General features: G+C 66.0%; 13 protein-coding genes and 1 other RNA gene. 4 read left to right on the top strand and 10 right to left on the bottom strand.

The window, feature by feature from the left end:
- The coding region (locus EAV90_RS30425) for a transposase (protein ID WP_208738556.1) at window positions 1–203 on the top strand (203 nt) is incomplete at its 5' end.
- Window positions 204–347: 144 nt separating this feature from the next.
- Here EAV90_RS30425 and murD read toward each other — a convergent pair.
- The 7 genes from murD to rsmH all read right to left on the bottom strand — a co-directional run bounded on the left by murD (window position 348) and on the right by rsmH (window position 9115).
- Complete coding sequence (murD, locus tag EAV90_RS30420; protein ID WP_129145569.1) at window positions 348–1745, bottom strand: UDP-N-acetylmuramoyl-L-alanine--D-glutamate ligase; 1398 nt, start codon at window positions 1743–1745, stop codon at window positions 348–350.
- A gap of 11 nt (window positions 1746–1756) precedes the next feature.
- Window positions 1757–2860, bottom strand: coding sequence for a phospho-N-acetylmuramoyl-pentapeptide-transferase (mraY, locus tag EAV90_RS30415; RefSeq protein WP_122401968.1), 1104 nt, complete (start codon window positions 2858–2860; stop codon window positions 1757–1759).
- A gap of 182 nt (window positions 2861–3042) precedes the next feature.
- Complete coding sequence (locus EAV90_RS30410; RefSeq protein ID WP_129145568.1) at window positions 3043–4425, bottom strand: UDP-N-acetylmuramoyl-tripeptide--D-alanyl-D-alanine ligase; 1383 nt, start codon at window positions 4423–4425, stop codon at window positions 3043–3045.
- Complete coding sequence (locus EAV90_RS30405) at window positions 4422–5894, bottom strand: UDP-N-acetylmuramoyl-L-alanyl-D-glutamate--2,6-diaminopimelate ligase (protein ID WP_129145567.1); 1473 nt, start codon at window positions 5892–5894, stop codon at window positions 4422–4424. Before EAV90_RS30405 ends, EAV90_RS30410 begins: the two co-directional genes overlap by 4 nt.
- A gap of 84 nt (window positions 5895–5978) precedes the next feature.
- Window positions 5979–7733, bottom strand: a complete 1755-nt coding sequence (locus tag EAV90_RS30400; protein ID WP_122401965.1) for a peptidoglycan D,D-transpeptidase FtsI family protein — start codon at window positions 7731–7733, stop codon at window positions 5979–5981.
- Window positions 7730–8122 (bottom strand): cell division protein FtsL, encoded by a 393-nt coding sequence (gene ftsL / locus EAV90_RS30395; RefSeq protein ID WP_129145566.1) that lies wholly within the window; start codon window positions 8120–8122, stop codon window positions 7730–7732. The genes EAV90_RS30400 and ftsL overlap by 4 nt, the downstream gene beginning before the upstream one ends.
- Window positions 8123–8125: 3 nt before the next feature.
- Entirely contained in the window at window positions 8126–9115 is a 990-nt protein-coding gene (gene rsmH / locus EAV90_RS30390) for a 16S rRNA (cytosine(1402)-N(4))-methyltransferase RsmH (RefSeq protein ID WP_164937175.1), read from the bottom strand.
- A gap of 437 nt (window positions 9116–9552) precedes the next feature.
- Here rsmH and EAV90_RS30385 point away from each other — a divergent pair, with 437 nt between their 5' ends.
- Complete coding sequence (locus EAV90_RS30385) at window positions 9553–10413, top strand: N-acetylmuramoyl-L-alanine amidase (RefSeq protein ID WP_174221563.1); 861 nt, start codon at window positions 9553–9555, stop codon at window positions 10411–10413.
- A 185-nt stretch (window positions 10414–10598) separates the two neighbouring features.
- Here EAV90_RS30385 and EAV90_RS30380 read toward each other — a convergent pair whose 3' ends face one another.
- Window positions 10599–11831 carry an RNA polymerase sigma factor gene (locus tag EAV90_RS30380; RefSeq protein ID WP_129145564.1) on the bottom strand — a complete coding sequence of 411 codons (1233 nt, stop codon included), beginning with the start codon at window positions 11829–11831 and terminating at the stop codon, window positions 10599–10601.
- A 22-nt stretch (window positions 11832–11853) separates the two neighbouring features.
- Window positions 11854–12207, bottom strand: coding sequence for a YciI family protein (locus EAV90_RS30375; protein ID WP_122401961.1), 354 nt, complete (start codon window positions 12205–12207; stop codon window positions 11854–11856).
- Window positions 12208–12357: 150 nt separating this feature from the next.
- Between EAV90_RS30375 and rnpB the strand changes: the two genes are divergently transcribed.
- An RNA gene (gene rnpB, locus EAV90_RS30370) (RNase P RNA component class A) lies at window positions 12358–12838 on the top strand.
- Between the two features lie 278 nt (window positions 12839–13116).
- Here the strand turns inward: rnpB and EAV90_RS30365 are convergent.
- Window positions 13117–13545, bottom strand: a complete 429-nt coding sequence (locus EAV90_RS30365) for a DUF983 domain-containing protein (RefSeq protein ID WP_164937174.1) — start codon at window positions 13543–13545, stop codon at window positions 13117–13119.
- A 79-nt stretch (window positions 13546–13624) separates the two neighbouring features.
- Between EAV90_RS30365 and EAV90_RS30360 the strand changes: the two genes are divergently transcribed.
- Window positions 13625–14995 (top strand): aminotransferase-like domain-containing protein, encoded by a 1371-nt coding sequence (locus EAV90_RS30360; protein ID WP_164937173.1) that lies wholly within the window; start codon window positions 13625–13627, stop codon window positions 14993–14995.
- The last annotated feature ends 2 nt before the right edge of the window (window positions 14996–14997 follow it).

The raw sequence follows: 14997 nt of genomic DNA, 5'->3' as shown, positions 1-14997 counted from the left end.
GCGCCCACCGCATCTTCTTGCCGCCCTACAGCCCGGACCTCAATCCGATCGAGCAGGTCTTCGCCAAACTCAAACATCTCATGCGAGCTGCCGAGCCCCGTGACGTGGAGGCAACCTGGAGAAAGGTTGGTGAACTCCTCGATCTCTTCTCCAAGGAGGAGTGCACCAACTACTTCAAAAACTCAGGCTATGTTTCCGTATAAAAACATCATGCTCTAACTGTCATGCCCCGGCTCGACCGGCGCATCCAGTACGCCGCGGCCTCTCGGCTCAAGCACCGCCTCTGGGATACTGGGTCGCCCGGTCACGCCGGGCGACGACAACGGAGATTGTGGAGAGGGGATGCCTCAGACCACCGGCTTCACACCCGGCAGCGCCTGCACCAGTTCGCGGAACTTGGTGCCGCGTATCTCGAAATTGCGGTACTGGTCGAATGAGGCGCAGGCCGGCGAGAGCAGCACGACGGCGTCGGTGAGGCCCGACGCTTCCGCGTCGCGCGCGGCGTGCTCGACCGCGACATCGAGGGTCTGGCTGATCTCGTGCGGCACTTGTCCCAGCGTGCCCGAAAACTCCTGCGCGGCCTCGCCGATCAGATAGGCTTTTCGGATGCGCGGGAAGAAGCCCGTCAAGCTGGTGATGCCGCCCGCCTTCGGCTTGCCGCCGGCGATCCAGAAGATGTCGGCGAAGGACGAGAGCGCATGCGCGGTGGCATCCGCGTTGGTGCCCTTGGAATCGTTGACGAACAGCACATTGCCGCGGCGCCCGACCTGCTCCATGCGATGCGCAAGGCCCGGAAAGCTGCGCAGGCCGTTCTGCAGCACGTCCAGGCTGATGCCCATCGCGAGCGCGGCCGCCGCCGCGCAGGCCGCATTCTGTGCGTTGTGCAGGCCGCGCAGCGAGCCGATACCGCCGAGCGCGGCGACTTCGCTGCGGGCGCCGCCCGACGCGCGCACGAGGTTGCCGTGCTCGACGTAAAGGCCTGACGCGAGCGGATTCTTGACCGAGATCCGCACCACGTTCTTGCCGGCGCGATCGAGCCGGTCGGCGACATCGCGGCAATAGCCGTCGTCGACACCGACGATCGCGGTGCCGCCTTCTTGCACGGCCGCGACGAGGCGCTCCTTCACCGCGGCGTAGTGCGCGAGCGTGCCGTGGCGGTCGATATGGTCCTCGCTGACGTTGAGCAAAATGCCGACGGAGGGATCGAGCGAGGGCGTGAGGTCGATCTGATAGGACGACATCTCGATGACGTGGACGCGGCCCATGCGTGGCGGCTCCAGCGACAGGATCGCGGTGCCGATATTGCCGCCCATCTGGGTGTCGTAGCCGGCAACCTTTGTCAGATGCGCGATCAGCGCCGTCGTGGTCGACTTGCCGTTGGTGCCGGTGATGGCAACGAACGGCGCGTTCGGCGCATGCCGGCGCCGTTCGCGGCAGAACAGCTCGATATCGCCGATCACCTCGACGCCGGCTTCGCGCGCCTTCAGCACGCTCCAGTGCGGCACCGGATGGGTCAGCGGCACGCCGGGCGCGAGCACGAGCGCTGCAAACTTCGCCCAGGAGACGTTGCGCAGGTCCGCAGTGATGAAGCCGGCCTGCGCGGCCTTGGCGACATTCTCGGCACTATCGTCGGCGGCGACCACCTCGGCGCCGCCGGCCTTCAGCGCGTGGCACGAGGCGAGCCCCGAGCCGCCGAGGCCGAACACCGCGACCGTCTTGCCGGCGAAGGATGTGACCGGGATCATCGCGGGGACCGTCAGCGCAGCTTCAGCGTCGAGAGACCGGCGAGCGCCAGCATCACCGAGATGATCCAGAAGCGGATCACGATCTGCGGCTCGGTCCAGCCGAGCTGCTCGAAATGATGATGGATCGGTGCCATCCGGAAGATGCGCTTTCCGGTGAGCTTGAACGACACCACCTGCACGATGACGGAGACCGCCTCCAGCACGAACAGGCCGCCGATCACCGCAAGCACGATCTCGTGCTTCACCGCGACCGCGATGGCACCGAGCATTCCGCCGAGCGCGAGCGAGCCGGTGTCGCCCATGAAGATCGAGGCCGGCGGCGCGTTGAACCAGAGGAAGCCGAGGCCCGCCCCTAGCAGCGCGCCGCAGAGCACGGCGAGTTCGCCGGTGCCCGCGACATATTTGATCTGGAGATATTCGGCGAACACGGCGTTGCCGGCGAGATAAGCGATCATCGCAAAGCTCGCGGTCGCAATCATCACCGGCACGATGGCGAGGCCGTCGAGACCGTCGGTGAGGTTCACCGCGTTGCCGGAGCCGACGATGACGAAGGCGCCGAAGATGACGAAGAACCAGCCGAAATGCAGCACCGTGTCCTTCAGGAAGGGAATCGTCAGCGCAGTCGATGCGGGATCGCGGTTCAGCCGCACCAGCGCATAGCAGGCGACCAGCGCGATCGCCGCCTCGATCAGCAGGCGAAGCTTGCTGCCGAACCCGGTCGTGGTCTGCTTGGTGACCTTGAGGTAATCGTCGTAGAAGCCGACGAAGCCGAAGCCGAGCGTCACTGCGAGCACGATCCAGACATAGGGGTTGAGCGGATTGGCCCACAGCACCGTGCCGACCGTGAGCCCGGACAGGATCATCAGCCCGCCCATGGTGGGCGTGCCCTTCTTGGCGAGATGCGATTGCGGACCGTCGGTGCGGATCGGCTGGCCCTTGCCCTGGCGGATGCGCAAATGATCGATGATCCAGGGTCCGAACAGGAACACGAACAGCGCGCCGGTGACGACGGCGCCGCCGGTGCGGAAGGTGATGTAGCGGAAGACGTTCAGGACCGTGCGGATTGCACCGAAGCCCGGAAATGTATTGGAGAGCTCGATCAGCCAGTAAAACATTCAGACGGTCCTATGGCGCCTTCGCACGCGCAGCCTTGGCCTGGTTCTCGGCCTTCATTTTGGCCTCAACGTGCCTCACGCGCATTCGCTGGTCTTCATCATCGGGTCGGACGCGACCTCAGGGGAAACGGACGGCTTCGTGCCGCAAAAGAGGGATTCGGGAACAGCGCCTTCCAAGCAGTTTACGCCTTTGCCTGCAAGGCGGCCACCAGCCCCGGCACAAACTTGTTGACCCAGAACATCTTCTTGCTGCCCTTGACAACCACGACGTCGCCTGCCTTCAGCAGGCGCGCAACCTCGCTCGGCTTCAGCGTGGCGGGATCGTCGTGCCAGCCGAGGCCCTTGCCCGCTGGCAGCACGTCGTAGAGATGACGCATCAGCGGGCCGACGCAGTAGACCGCGTCGATGCCTTCGAGATGCCTGGCGAGGCCGGTGTGATAGCTCGGTGCGTCCTCGCCCAGCTCGAGCATGTCGCCGAGCACCGCGATGCGGCGACCGCCGCTGATGTTGCGCGCCTCAAGGCTTTGCAGCGCAGCCGCCACGCTGGCCGGATTGCCGTTGAAGCTGTCGTCGATCACGGTGATGTCGCCGATTGCCTGCTCGACGCCGCGGCCGGTCATGATGCCGACGCGGTCGAGCTTGATCGCGAGCGTCGCGACGTCGAGATGCGCAGCATGAATCGAGGCCAGCGCAGCCAGCGCATTGTGCACCCGGTGCGGCGCGCCGGGGGTGAGGCTGAAGGCGATCTCCTTCTTGCCGATCGCGGCCACGACCTGCCAGCTCTCGCCGTGAGGCGCATGCGCGACCTCGTGCACCTCGGTGTGCTCGCCTCCGAAGCGCACGACCCTGCCTTTCCACTCGGGCGCCTTGATCCCGGCGGGCAGCAACAGCACGCCATCTTCGGGCAGGCCGAGCGCGATCGACACCTTTTCGCGCCGGATAGCGTCGAGCGAGCCGAGCTTCTCCAGATGCACCGGCTGGACGTTGACGACGAGCGCGACGGTCGGCCGCGTCAATTCGCTGAGCCGCGCGATCTCGCCTTGCTGGTTCATGCCCATCTCGACGACCCAGAGGCTGGCGTCCGGCTTGGCATTGCACAGCGTCAGCGGCACGCCCCAAAAATTGTTGAAGCTCGAGGGGCTGGCATAGGCGTTCGGATAAGCCGCCAGAAACTCCTTGGTGCTGGTCTTGCCGGCGCTGCCGGTGAGCCCGATCACCGGCCCGCGGAAGCGGGCGCGGGCGGCGCGCGCGAGGCCCCAGAGGCCGTCGATCAGCGTATCCTTCACGACGATCTGGGGAATGCGGATGCCCGCGATCTCGTGCGGCACGATCATCGCGACCGCGCCTGCGGCTTCCGCCTTGTCCGCGAACTCCCAACCGTCGCGCGCGCTGGCGAAGGCCGAGATGAAGCCGCCGCTCGGCGTGCCGCTGAGCGCGACGAACAGGCTGCCCGGCTTCACCAGTCGGCTGTCCTGGGTGACGAAATCGATCGGCGTATCCGGGAAAGATCCGGCGGCGCCCAGCGCACGCGCGACCTCGGCAACCGTCCATATCGGCGCGCTCATGCAATCCTCGACGCTAGTGCGGCGGCAACCGCCTCGTGATCACTGAAGGGCAGCACCTCTCCACCGACGATCTGCCCGGTCTCGTGGCCCTTGCCGGCGATGAGCAGTGCATCGCCGTCTTCCAGCTCCTCGATCGCGGCGCGGATCGCGGCAGCGCGGTCGCCGATCTCGCGTGCGCCCTTCGCAGCGGCGAGGATCGCGGCGCGGATGGCATCCGGCTTCTCGCTGCGCGGATTGTCGTCGGTGATGATGACGCCGTCGGCATTCTCCGCCGCGATCGCGCCCATGATCGGACGCTTGCCGGCATCGCGGTCGCCGCCGGCACCGAACACGACGACCAGCCTGCGCTTGGCATAGGGCCGCAGCGCCTGCAGCGCTTTCGCCAGCGCGTCGGGCTTGTGCGCATAGTCGACGAAGATCGGCGCGCCGTTGCGCTCGCCGACGCGCTCGAGCCGGCCCTTGGCGCCTTCGAGATGTTCGAGGCTTGCGAACACGTTTGCAGCGTCGCTGCCGGTGCCGATGGCAAGGCCGGCCGACACCAGCGCGTTCTCGATCTGGAATTCGCCGACCAGCGGCAGCCGGATCGCGTAGCCCCTGCCGCGATGTTCGACCGTGAGCTTCTGCGCAAAGCCTTCGACCACGGCCTCGGTGAGGCGGATGCCCTCGCCTGCGCCATCACCGTTGCGGCCCACCGCCATGATGCGCAGGCCGCGCGCCTTCGCCGCATCGATCGCTTCCGCCGAGCAATCATGATCGGCCGAGATCACGGCGGCGCCGCCCGGCGGGATCAGCTCGCGGAACAGGCGAAGCTTTGCCGCGAGATAATGCGCGACCGTCGGATGGTAATCCATATGGTCGCGCGAGAGATTGGTGAATCCGCCGGCCGAGATATGCACGCCATCGAGGCGGTACTGGTCGAGCCCGTGCGAGGACGCCTCGAAGGCGAGATGCGTGACGCCTTCGCGCGCGATCTCGTCGAGCTGCCGGTGCAGCGCGATCGGATCCGGCGTCGTCAGCGAGCCGTATACCGTGCGCTTCGGCGAAACGAGACCGATGGTGCCGATGCTGGCGGAGGCATGTCCGAGCCGCTCCCAGATCTGACGCGTGAAGGCGGCAACCGAGGTCTTGCCGCTGGTTCCGGTCACCGCCGCAATCGTTGCGGGCTGCGCGGGGAAGAATCTTGCGGCGGCGAGCGCCAGCGCGCGGCGCGGATTGGTGGCGGCGATGAACGGCACCTTGCATGCTGTTGGCGCATGGTCGCCGACGATTGCGATCGCGCCCGCAGCAACCGCAGCATCGATGAAGCGAGCGCCATCGGTCTTGCTGCCCGCGAGCGCGAAGAACAGATCGCCCGGCTTGACCACGCGGCTGTCGAGCGCAACCCCGCTCACGTCGAGCGCCGCAACGGCGGGCTCGATCGCGGCATCATTGCCCAGAACGTCTTGACCTAAGAGGTCGCGCAGCTTCATGGTCTTCCAGTCGACATGCCCGGCCGGAAAGCCGAATCCTTGGGAAAATCCCGACTCAGCACCGGCGACGGCCCACCCGGTTGATTACTGGGTTGTCCTGGATGCTGCAAGAATAAGGCGCTCGGACGGCGGCAGGTCAAACCGCGGCTCGACGCCCAGAAGCGGCGCGATCCGCTCGATCACCTTGCCGCCGGTCGGCACCGCGTTCCAGCCGGAGGTGATGAAACCCTTCGTCTCGGGAATCGCCTGCGGCTCGTCCAGCATCACCAGGATCTGATATTTCGGATCGTCGCAGGGCATGATGGCGGTGAACGAGTTGAGCACGCGCTTCTTGGCGTAGCGGCCGTTGATGACCTTTTCCGACGTTCCGGTCTTGCCGCCGACATAGTAGCCCTTGATGTCGGCGGTCTTGGCGGTGCCGATTTCGGCGTTGAGCCGCATCAGGAACCGCATCTTGTCGCTGGTCTCCGGCTTGATGACGCGCTTGGCCATGGCCATGGCTTCGGATTCGCTTCGTTTCATGAATGTCGGCGGAATCAGGTAGCCGCCGTTCACCAGCGCGTTGATACCCATCACCGCTTGCAGCGGCGCCACGGAGAGGCCCTGGCCGAACGCGGCAGTCACCGTGTTCAGCTCGCTCCAGCGCCGCGGGATCAGCGGCGCCGCGCTCTCCGGCAATTCGGTGCGCAGCCGCGTCAACTGCCCCATCTTGGCGAGGAAGGCCTTGTGCGCCTCGACGCCCTGGCCGAGTGCGATCCGTGCGGCACCGATGTTGGACGAGTAGGTGAACACTTCCTTGGTGTTGATGAAACGTCCGAGCGGATGGCTGTCGTGGATCGTGAACTTGCCGTAGTGCAGGTTTCCGCGCGCATCCCACATCGAGTTCAAGTTGATCTTGCCGGAATCGAGCGCCATCGCCAGCGTGAACGCCTTGAAGGTCGAGCCCATCTCGTAGACGCCGGTGGTCAGGCGGTTGATGCGGTCGGGGTCGTGCGCTTCCTTCGGATTGTTGGGATCGAAGTCCGGCAGCGAGACCATCGCCACGATCTCGCCGGTCTTGACGTTGGAGACGATCCCGGAGGCGGCCTTGGCGTGGAACTTGTCCTTGGCCTTCAACAGCTCGTCGCGCAGCGCATGCTCGACGCGCAGGTCGACCGAGAGCTCGATCGGCTTCTGCAGCCGGTCGGTGGCAAAGCCGGCGCGGTGGAGATCGGCCAGCCCCTGGTTGTCGAGCCACTTCTCGAGGCCAGCGATGCCCTGGTTGTCGATGTTGACGAGACCGATGAGATGGGCGACCTCGTTGCCGGTGGGATAGACGCGCTTGTTCTCGCGCAGGAAGCCGATGCCGGGAATTCCGAGCTTGTGGACGGCCTGCTGCTGCGCCGGCGTGACCTCGCGCTTGAGCCAGACGAAACCCTTGCGCGTCCTGAGGCGCTCGCGCACCTCGACCTCGTCGAGGTCGGGAATGGTCGCGGTCAAGAGCTCGATCGCCTCGTCCTTGTCGATGATGCGGCGCGGCTCGCCGAACAGGCTCGCCGCCTTGACGTCGGTCGCAAGGATTGCGCCGTTGCGGTCGACGATGTCGGGCCGCGCGGTCGCAACCACCTCCTGCGCCGCAGCGCGGCGCGCGCTGTGGGCGTCGGCGCCGATCGCGAACATCACGAGCCGGCCGCCGATCAAAGCGTAGACCGAGGCGAAGGCGAGCATTGCGAGGCCCACGCGCGCGCGCGCCTTCGCGGCGCGATCGACATTGCGCCCGTAGAGCAGGCTTCGGATCAGCCGCTGCCGCCAAGGCTCGGCCGACTTTTCGGTTGGTCTTGCAGGCGTTGCCGGGCTCATTGCTTGTCCTCGGGGTGAGGAACGGAACCCGTCACCGTGTCAGGGTCGCTCGCGGCTTCGATGGTCTTGAGCATGGCCCCGATCGGATCGGGCTCGCCCGGCCTGAACATCCGCGGCGGACGCTCCGGCAGGTTCTTCAGCGAATCATATTGCGTGCCGTTGATCGGCTTCAGCGACAGATGCCGGTCGGACAGGCCTTGCAGTCGCAAGGGCGCATCGAGCTTGGCCCATTCTGCGCGCAGCGAGGCGATCGCATCGCGCTGTTCGCGGATCTCCGCATGCAGCCGCAGCACCTTCTCGGTGCGCGCCGTGGAGTCCATCTTGATCCGGTAGACATGGGCGGCTGCGAAGATCAGCGCACCGATGACGAGGAGGTGGATGATGCGCATGCGCTAGCCGCCCCTCATCACGTCCGAGAGCTTTGGCCAGGACGATGCCTCGTCGGTCTCGTGCGCCGGCGCCGAGGTGCGCTCGGCGGCGCGCAGCTTTGCCGAGCGCGCGCGCGGATTATGCGCGACTTCGTCCTCGCCGGCGACGACCGGCCGCCGCGTCAGCAGCTGGAAGCTCGGCGCACTTTGCGCGACTTCCGGCAGATGCCGCGAACCGCCGCCCGTCTTGGAACGCTCGGAGAGGAAATTCTTGACGATACGGTCTTCCAGCGAATGGAACGAGACGACCACGAGGCGGCCGCCGGGCTTGAGCACGCGCTCGGCCGCAGCGAGCGCGCTCTGGAGTTCCTCGAGCTCTTCGTTGACGAAGATGCGCAGCGCCTGGAACGTCCGCGTCGCCGGGTGAATGTCCCCGGGCTTCGATCGCACCACCCTGCCGACGAGATCGGCGAGCGCGCGCGTGGTGGTGAACGGCGTTTCCTGCCGGTCCGCCACGATGGCGCGGGCGATGCGGCGGGAATGCCGCTCCTCGCCGAAGAGATAGATGATGTCGGCAAGATCGCCTTCGGAGGCGCGCGCGACGACGTCGGCCGCGGTCGGGCCTGTCCGCCCCATCCGCATGTCGAGCGGACCGTCGAGGCGGAAGGAGAAGCCGCGGCCGGCCTGGTCGAGCTGCATCGAGGACACGCCGACGTCCATCACGACGCCGTCGATCGCCTCGACGCCTTGCGCGGCGCAGACCTCGGCAAGGTTGGAGAAGCGGTCCTCGACCAGCGTCAGCCGGCCCGCGGAGCGTTCGACCAGCTCGGCACCGCCGGCAATCGCGGTGCGGTCGCGATCAATGGCGATCAGTCGGGTTCCCGGCACCTCCAGGATCGCGCGGCTATAGCCGCCGGCACCGAAAGTGGCGTCGACATAGACGCCGCCCTCGCGCGGAGCGAGTTGCGCGATGGCCTCACGGCCAAGAACAGGGATATGCGGCGCCGAGCTCATGCGTGACGCCTGCCGACCACCCAGCCTGACCAAGCGAGATCGGGGTCGAACAAGCCCATAACGCCTCGAATCATTGCGCGTCGCGGCGGTTCCACGACAAAGCCCCCGTTCTGCATGGTAACCGAGCCCGGTCGTCCCGGGCCACCAACCCAGTGTTCCCAGTGGAATTTGTCGGGCAGCCATGGGATTTCGAGCCAAAATACGCTTTGGCCGCCTCCGGACGCGGGTCGGCTCTTCATCTCTCAGTAACGGCCCTTAGCGTTAAGAAAGCGTTGCTCGGCTCGTGACAAGTGGAAAAGGTGACATGGGGGTGATGCTTCATCCACACACATCGCCAAAATGCATCCGTTAACCGCGTCGCGTGATTGCGCACGGTGCAGGGTAAAGGAATAGTAAAGAGAAGGGCTTGCCCCACTCTCCGTCCGTTTGAGCTGCTCATGCCCTCCGGTTCGTCCACGCCGTCTGGATCCGATTCGAAGCGACAACGTGTTCTCCCGGTTCCCAAGACCGTGGCGGGCCTGCGGACGTTCGAGCCCGATTCCTCGATCGTGTCCGACATCATCCCCTCGCCCAATTATGGCGAGCGCAACAAGGGACGGCAGCCGGACATGATCGTGCTGCACTACACCGGCATGCCCGATGTCGAGGGCGCGCTGGCGCGGCTCTGCACGGCCGGCACCGAGGTCTCGGCGCATTATGTCGTGCTGGAGGACGGCCGCATCGTGCAATGCGTGCCCGAGACCAAGCGCGCCTGGCACGCGGGCGTCTCTTCCTGGGCCGGCGAGGACGATATCAACTCCTGCTCGATCGGCATCGAGATCATCAATCGCGGCCATGACTGGGGCTATCCGGAGTATCCGCTGCGCCAGATCGCCGCCGTGATCGCGCTGTGCCGCGGTATCATGCTCCGCCGCAAGGTGCCGGCGCACCGGGTGCTCGGCCATTCCGACGTCGCGCCCGCCCGCAAGAAGGACCCCGGCGAAAAATTTCCGTGGCATTCGCTGGCTAATTCCGGCGTCGGTCACTGGGTAACACCCGCGCCGATCGTTCGGGGCGAGAAGCTGATGCTCGGCACCATCAGCGACGCGGTACTGAGCATGCAGCAGGCACTCGCACGGTACGGCTATGGCGTGCCCCTGAACGGCAAATACGACGCCGCGACCATGGAGGTCGTCACCGCCTTTCAGCGCCATTTCCGTCCGGCCCGGCTCGACGGTGTCGCGGATCATTCGACGCTCTCGACATTGCAGGCGCTGCTGGCGAGCTTGCCGTCGGACGCGACGACGGTTGCGAAGTGAGGGCGACAGCTACATCCTCCGTCATTGCGAGGAGCTCGCGACAAGATTGCGAAGCAATTTTGCGCTGATGCGACGAAGCAATCCAGACTGTTTCCCCCGAGGCAGTCTGGATTGCTTCGCGGAGCCTGTCATCGGGCCGCGCTTCGCGCGGACCCGTTGGCTCGCATGATGACGTTGATACAGCCCTACCCCATCTCCCGCACCCTTCGCGCATAGAGCCGCTGCAACGGCTCGAGTTGCGTCGCCTCGGTCGCCGCACGATACGCCTCGCGCGCCTCCTCCGTCCTGCCGAGCCGCCGCAACAAATCCGCGCGCACCGCGGGCAACAGCTCATAGCCGCGAAGCCCGCCGCGCGCGGTGATGGCATCGACGAGATCGAGCGCTCGTGCCGGCCCATCGACCATCGACACCGCCGCCGCATGGTTCAACTCGATCACCGGCGAAGGACTGATGCGCAGCAGCACCTGGTAGAGCCCCGCAATCTGCGGCCAATCGGTCTCCTCGAAGCTCGGCGCACGCGCATGCAGCGCGGCGATCGCGGCCTGCACCGCATAGGGCTGCGGCCGGCCCGGCACGCGCAGCGCGTCCTCCACCAGCCGCAGGCCCTCATCGATCTGCGCGCGGTCCCACAGCGCGCGGTCCTGCTCTTCGAGCAGCACGATGTCGCCGGCCGGCGTCTCGCGCCCGGCGCGGCGCGCGTCGTGCAGCAGCATCAACGCCAGCAGGCCCTTGATCCCGGCGCGATCGGGCAGCAAGCGGTCCAGCAGGCGACCAAGCCTGATGGCCTCGACGGCGAGATCGGGCCGCATCAGGTCCGTGCCCTCGGTCGCGACATAGCCCTCGGTGAAGACGAGATAGATCACGGCCAGCACGCCATCGAGCCGCGGCGCCAGCGCCTCGCGCTCCGGCACTTCGTAGGGGATGCCGGCAAGCCTGATCTTCTGCTTGGCGCGGACGAGCCGCTGCGCCATCGCCTCCTCGCTGACGAGAAAGGCGCGCGCCACCTGCGCCGTCGACAGCCCACAGACCGTACGCAGCGTCAGCGCGACCTGCACCTCGGGCGCGAAGGCGGGATGGCAGCAGGTGAAGATCAGCCGCAGCATGTCGTCATCGAGCGTTGCCGGCGGCTCGTCGGGGCCCAGCGCGTTGAGCTCGAGCTCATGCACCAGCGCCTGCTGCTTGCCGCGGAAGACCGCCTGGCGGCGGATGCGGTCGATCACCTTGTGCTTGGCGACGTTGACCAGCCAGGCGCGCGGATTGTCAGGGGCCGCACACCCCGCCCAGCGTTCCAGGGCAACGGCGAAAGCATCCTGGAGTGCGTCCTCGGCGAGATCGAAATCGCCGACGAGGCGGATCAGCGTGGCCAGCGCCCGCCCCGCCTCGTCACGGAATATCCTGTCGATCTCGCCAGGGGTCATGCGGCGACGCGCGGCTCGGCCGTCACTTGTCGTAGACCCAGATCGGCCGCACCTCGATCGAGCCGATGCGCGCGCTGGGAATCCGCGCCGCGATCTCGATCGCCGCGTTGAGATCCTTCGCCTCGACCAGGTAGTAACCGCCGAGCTGCTCGCGTGTTTCCGCGAACGGACCATCGGTCGTCAGCGTCTTGCCCTCGCGCACACGCACGGTCGTTGCAGTCGTGGTCGGCTGCAGGCGGTCGCCGGCCTTGAAGTTGCCGCTCTGGATGATGGATTGCGTGAAGGCCTGGTATTCGGCCAGCATCTTCTGGCTGGTCGCCGCGTCGTTCTTCGCGTACTCGACCTCGTTCTGATAGATCATCAGCAGATATTGCATGGCTTCACTCCTGTTGTTCGGCTCACTCGCCGACATCCAGTCGAACGGGGTACGTTCCAAACGACATCTTCAGGATAAATTATTTCGGGCGGATCGTACGTCGCGATATCGGCTTGACGGAACCGTCACAAATGCCCATGCGTAGTCCCGTCAGTCGGCCGGACGGCCGCTCCGGCAGGTGCCGAAAGGCCGCCGGGGAGGAAAGTCCGGGCTCCCTTGACATGCGGTGCCGGATAACGTCCGGCGGGGGTGACCCCAGGGAAAGTGCCACAGAGAACGAACCGCCCGCCGTCGCCCCTTCGGGGCTATGGCGCGACAAGCCCGCAAGGCTCGCCGCGCCGAAGCTGCGCAAGCAGCGTAGGCGGGTAAGGGTGAAAAGGTGCGGTAAGAGCGCACCGCGGTTCCGGCAACGGAGCCGGCATGGCAAACCCCACCGGGAGCAAAACCGAATAGGGACGGCATAGCGGGCTGTTCGCGAAAGCGATAACGCCGCGGGGCGATGTCAGGCCCGCCGTCCGGGTAGGTTGCTCGAGGCCATGTGCAAACATGGTTCCAGAGGAATGGCCGTCGCGTATCGTTCGCGCAAGCGGGCGGTGCCCTACAGAACCCGGCTTACAGGCCGGCTGATACTCTGAAGCGTTTTCGAGCGAAGTGGTTTTCCGGTTCGCGTGAAGAAAACGCGTCCTGCTGAGGAAGCAACGAGGGGTTCGATGCTAGCGCATCGGACCCCTCACCATTTGGAATTTGGATCACCATCGTGATTCCGGGGCGTGCGCAGCACGAGTCCGGAATCCATCGGGCCGCAGTGTTGGTGAATGAATGGATTCCGGGCTCTCGCTGCGCGAGCCCCGGAACGACGACAACAGTTACACCACGATCTCTCGCAACACCGCCATCGGCGCGCTCGATTCAGGCGGCGCGCGTGTCCGCTTTCACCAGCACCGGCGCAAGGCCGCCCGTCTCCCGCCGCAGCTTGCTCGCCTCGAAGCCGTGCATGCCAAGCTGCCATTGCAGCCCGACGATGGCGCCCTTGGTTGGTTGCAGCAGCGCGAGCGAAGCGAACAGCGTCACGGGCAGCCACACCGCAAGCTGCAGCCACTCGGGCGGCGCGTAGGCGGTCTCGATCGCAAGAATTGCCGGCACCACGAGATGACCGACCACGACCATCACGAGATAGGCGGGAAAGTCGTCGGCGCGCTGGTGAAACAGCTCCTCGCCACAATGATCGCAAGCCTCGGTCACTTTCAGGAAACGGCCGAACATATGCCCCTCCCCGCAATTGGGACATTTGCCGCTGAAACCGCGCCACATCGCCTTTGCCAGAGAGACCGTCGCCATGACCACACCTCTTCCTTTTCGACGATCCATACAATAATATCATGCATCCATACATTCAAAGCTTATAGGCCTAAATTGCATGGGCTGGATCCCTACAATCTCGGAGCTCTCGGGGCCGCGCTACCAGCGCATCGTCGAGGCCATGGAGGCCGATATCGCCGCCGGGAGGTTGGTGCGCGGCCAGCAATTGCCGACGCAGCGGGCGCTGGCAAAAGCACTCGGCATCGACCTCACCACGGTGACGCGCGCCTACACTGAAGCCCGGCGCCGCGGCATCATGGAAGCCCGCGTCGGACAGGGCTCGTTCGTGTCGGAGACCAGCGCGCGGCGCGCGGTCGACCTGCCGCATCCGGTCGCGATCGACCTCTCGATGAACGTGCCGCCGCATCCGCTCGAGGCGCAGCTCGACGAGCGCATCGTCGCCGGAATGGAAGCCATCCGCACGCAATCGGGCCTGACGGCGTATCTCAATTATCAGCCGCCCGGCGGCAGCGCGCATGAACGCGAGGTCGCCGCGCGCTGGATGCGCGCACGCGCTCCGCATGCGCAGGCCGAAAGGCTCGTGATCTTTCCGGGCGCACAGACGATCCTCTTCAACCTGCTCGCTCATCTTGCGCGGCCCGGCGAAACCGTGCTGACCGAAGCCCTCACCTTCCCCGGCATCAAGGCCGCCGCAGCACAGCTCGGCGTCAAGCTCGTCGGCGTCCCGATGGACGAGGACGGCATCCTGCCCGATGCGCTGGTAAAGGCGTGCCGCGTGCACCGGCCAAAGGCCGTTTATCTCATTCCGACGCTGCACAATCCGACCACCGCAACGCTTTCGGCTGAGCGGCGCAGCGCCGTCGCAAAGATCGTTCGCGATGCCGGCACGATCCTGATCGAGGACGACGCCTACGGGCTGCTTGATCGCTCGGCGTCGCCGATCGCGAACCTCATTCCGGAGCGGACTTATCTCGCAACCACGCTGTCAAAATGCATTGCGCCGGCGCTGCGCGTTGCCTATCTGGTGACGCCCGATGCCGACGCGCAGCTTCAGATGCGCGGCCACTTGCAGGCCACCGTCCAGATGCCGGCGCCGCTGATGGTCGCTCTGGTGACGCACTGGATCGAGGCCGGTATCGCCGACCGCATCATCACGGCCATCCGCAACGAGGCAGTTGGGCGCCAACAGATTGCGCAACGCGCCCTAAAGGGTTTTCAGTTCCTGGCCAAGCATGCCGCTCATCATCTCTGGCTGCGGCTGCCGGAGGGCCGGCGCGATGTCGCGGCACATCTGCTGCGCAATGGACTCGCGATCGTGGGAGGCGATGCCTTCACCGTGGATGGAACACCGCCGCATGCGGCGCGTGTCTCGCTGGGGGCGGCACGCAACAGGGCGGAATTGACGCAAGCGCTGCGCATCCTGATCGGCGCGCTACACGAGCCCGCCGACACCAGACAGATCGTCTAGAC

Origin of the sequence: Bradyrhizobium vignae, assembly GCF_004114425.1 — a bacterium.
GTDB lineage: Bacteria > Pseudomonadota > Alphaproteobacteria > Rhizobiales > Xanthobacteraceae > Bradyrhizobium > Bradyrhizobium vignae.
The sequence above is the reverse complement of the archived record's forward strand: the minus strand, read 5'-3'. Positions and strand labels throughout refer to the sequence as shown.

Bases quoted from the DNA above. Each gene is read 5' to 3' on its own strand.
- murD (WP_129145569.1), bottom strand. From the start codon at position 1,745: ATGATCCCGGTCACATCCTTCGCCGGCAAGACGGTCGCGGTGTTCGGC.
- mraY (WP_122401968.1), bottom strand. From the start codon at position 2,860: ATGTTTTACTGGCTGATCGAGCTCTCCAATACATTTCCGGGCTTCGGT.
- EAV90_RS30410 (WP_129145568.1), bottom strand. From the start codon at position 4,425: ATGAGCGCGCCGATATGGACGGTTGCCGAGGTCGCGCGTGCGCTGGGC.
- EAV90_RS30405 (WP_129145567.1), bottom strand. From the start codon at position 5,894: ATGAAGCTGCGCGACCTCTTAGGTCAAGACGTTCTGGGCAATGATGCC.
- EAV90_RS30400 (WP_122401965.1), bottom strand. From the start codon at position 7,733: ATGAGCCCGGCAACGCCTGCAAGACCAACCGAAAAGTCGGCCGAGCCT.
- ftsL (WP_129145566.1), bottom strand. From the start codon at position 8,122: ATGCGCATCATCCACCTCCTCGTCATCGGTGCGCTGATCTTCGCAGCC.
- rsmH (WP_164937175.1), bottom strand. From the start codon at position 9,115: ATGAGCTCGGCGCCGCATATCCCTGTTCTTGGCCGTGAGGCCATCGCG.
- EAV90_RS30385 (WP_174221563.1), top strand. From the start codon at position 9,553: ATGCCCTCCGGTTCGTCCACGCCGTCTGGATCCGATTCGAAGCGACAA.
- EAV90_RS30380 (WP_129145564.1), bottom strand. From the start codon at position 11,831: ATGACCCCTGGCGAGATCGACAGGATATTCCGTGACGAGGCGGGGCGG.
- EAV90_RS30375 (WP_122401961.1), bottom strand. From the start codon at position 12,207: ATGCAATATCTGCTGATGATCTATCAGAACGAGGTCGAGTACGCGAAG.
- EAV90_RS30365 (WP_164937174.1), bottom strand. From the start codon at position 13,545: ATGGCGACGGTCTCTCTGGCAAAGGCGATGTGGCGCGGTTTCAGCGGC.
- EAV90_RS30360 (WP_164937173.1), top strand. From the start codon at position 13,625: ATGGGCTGGATCCCTACAATCTCGGAGCTCTCGGGGCCGCGCTACCAG.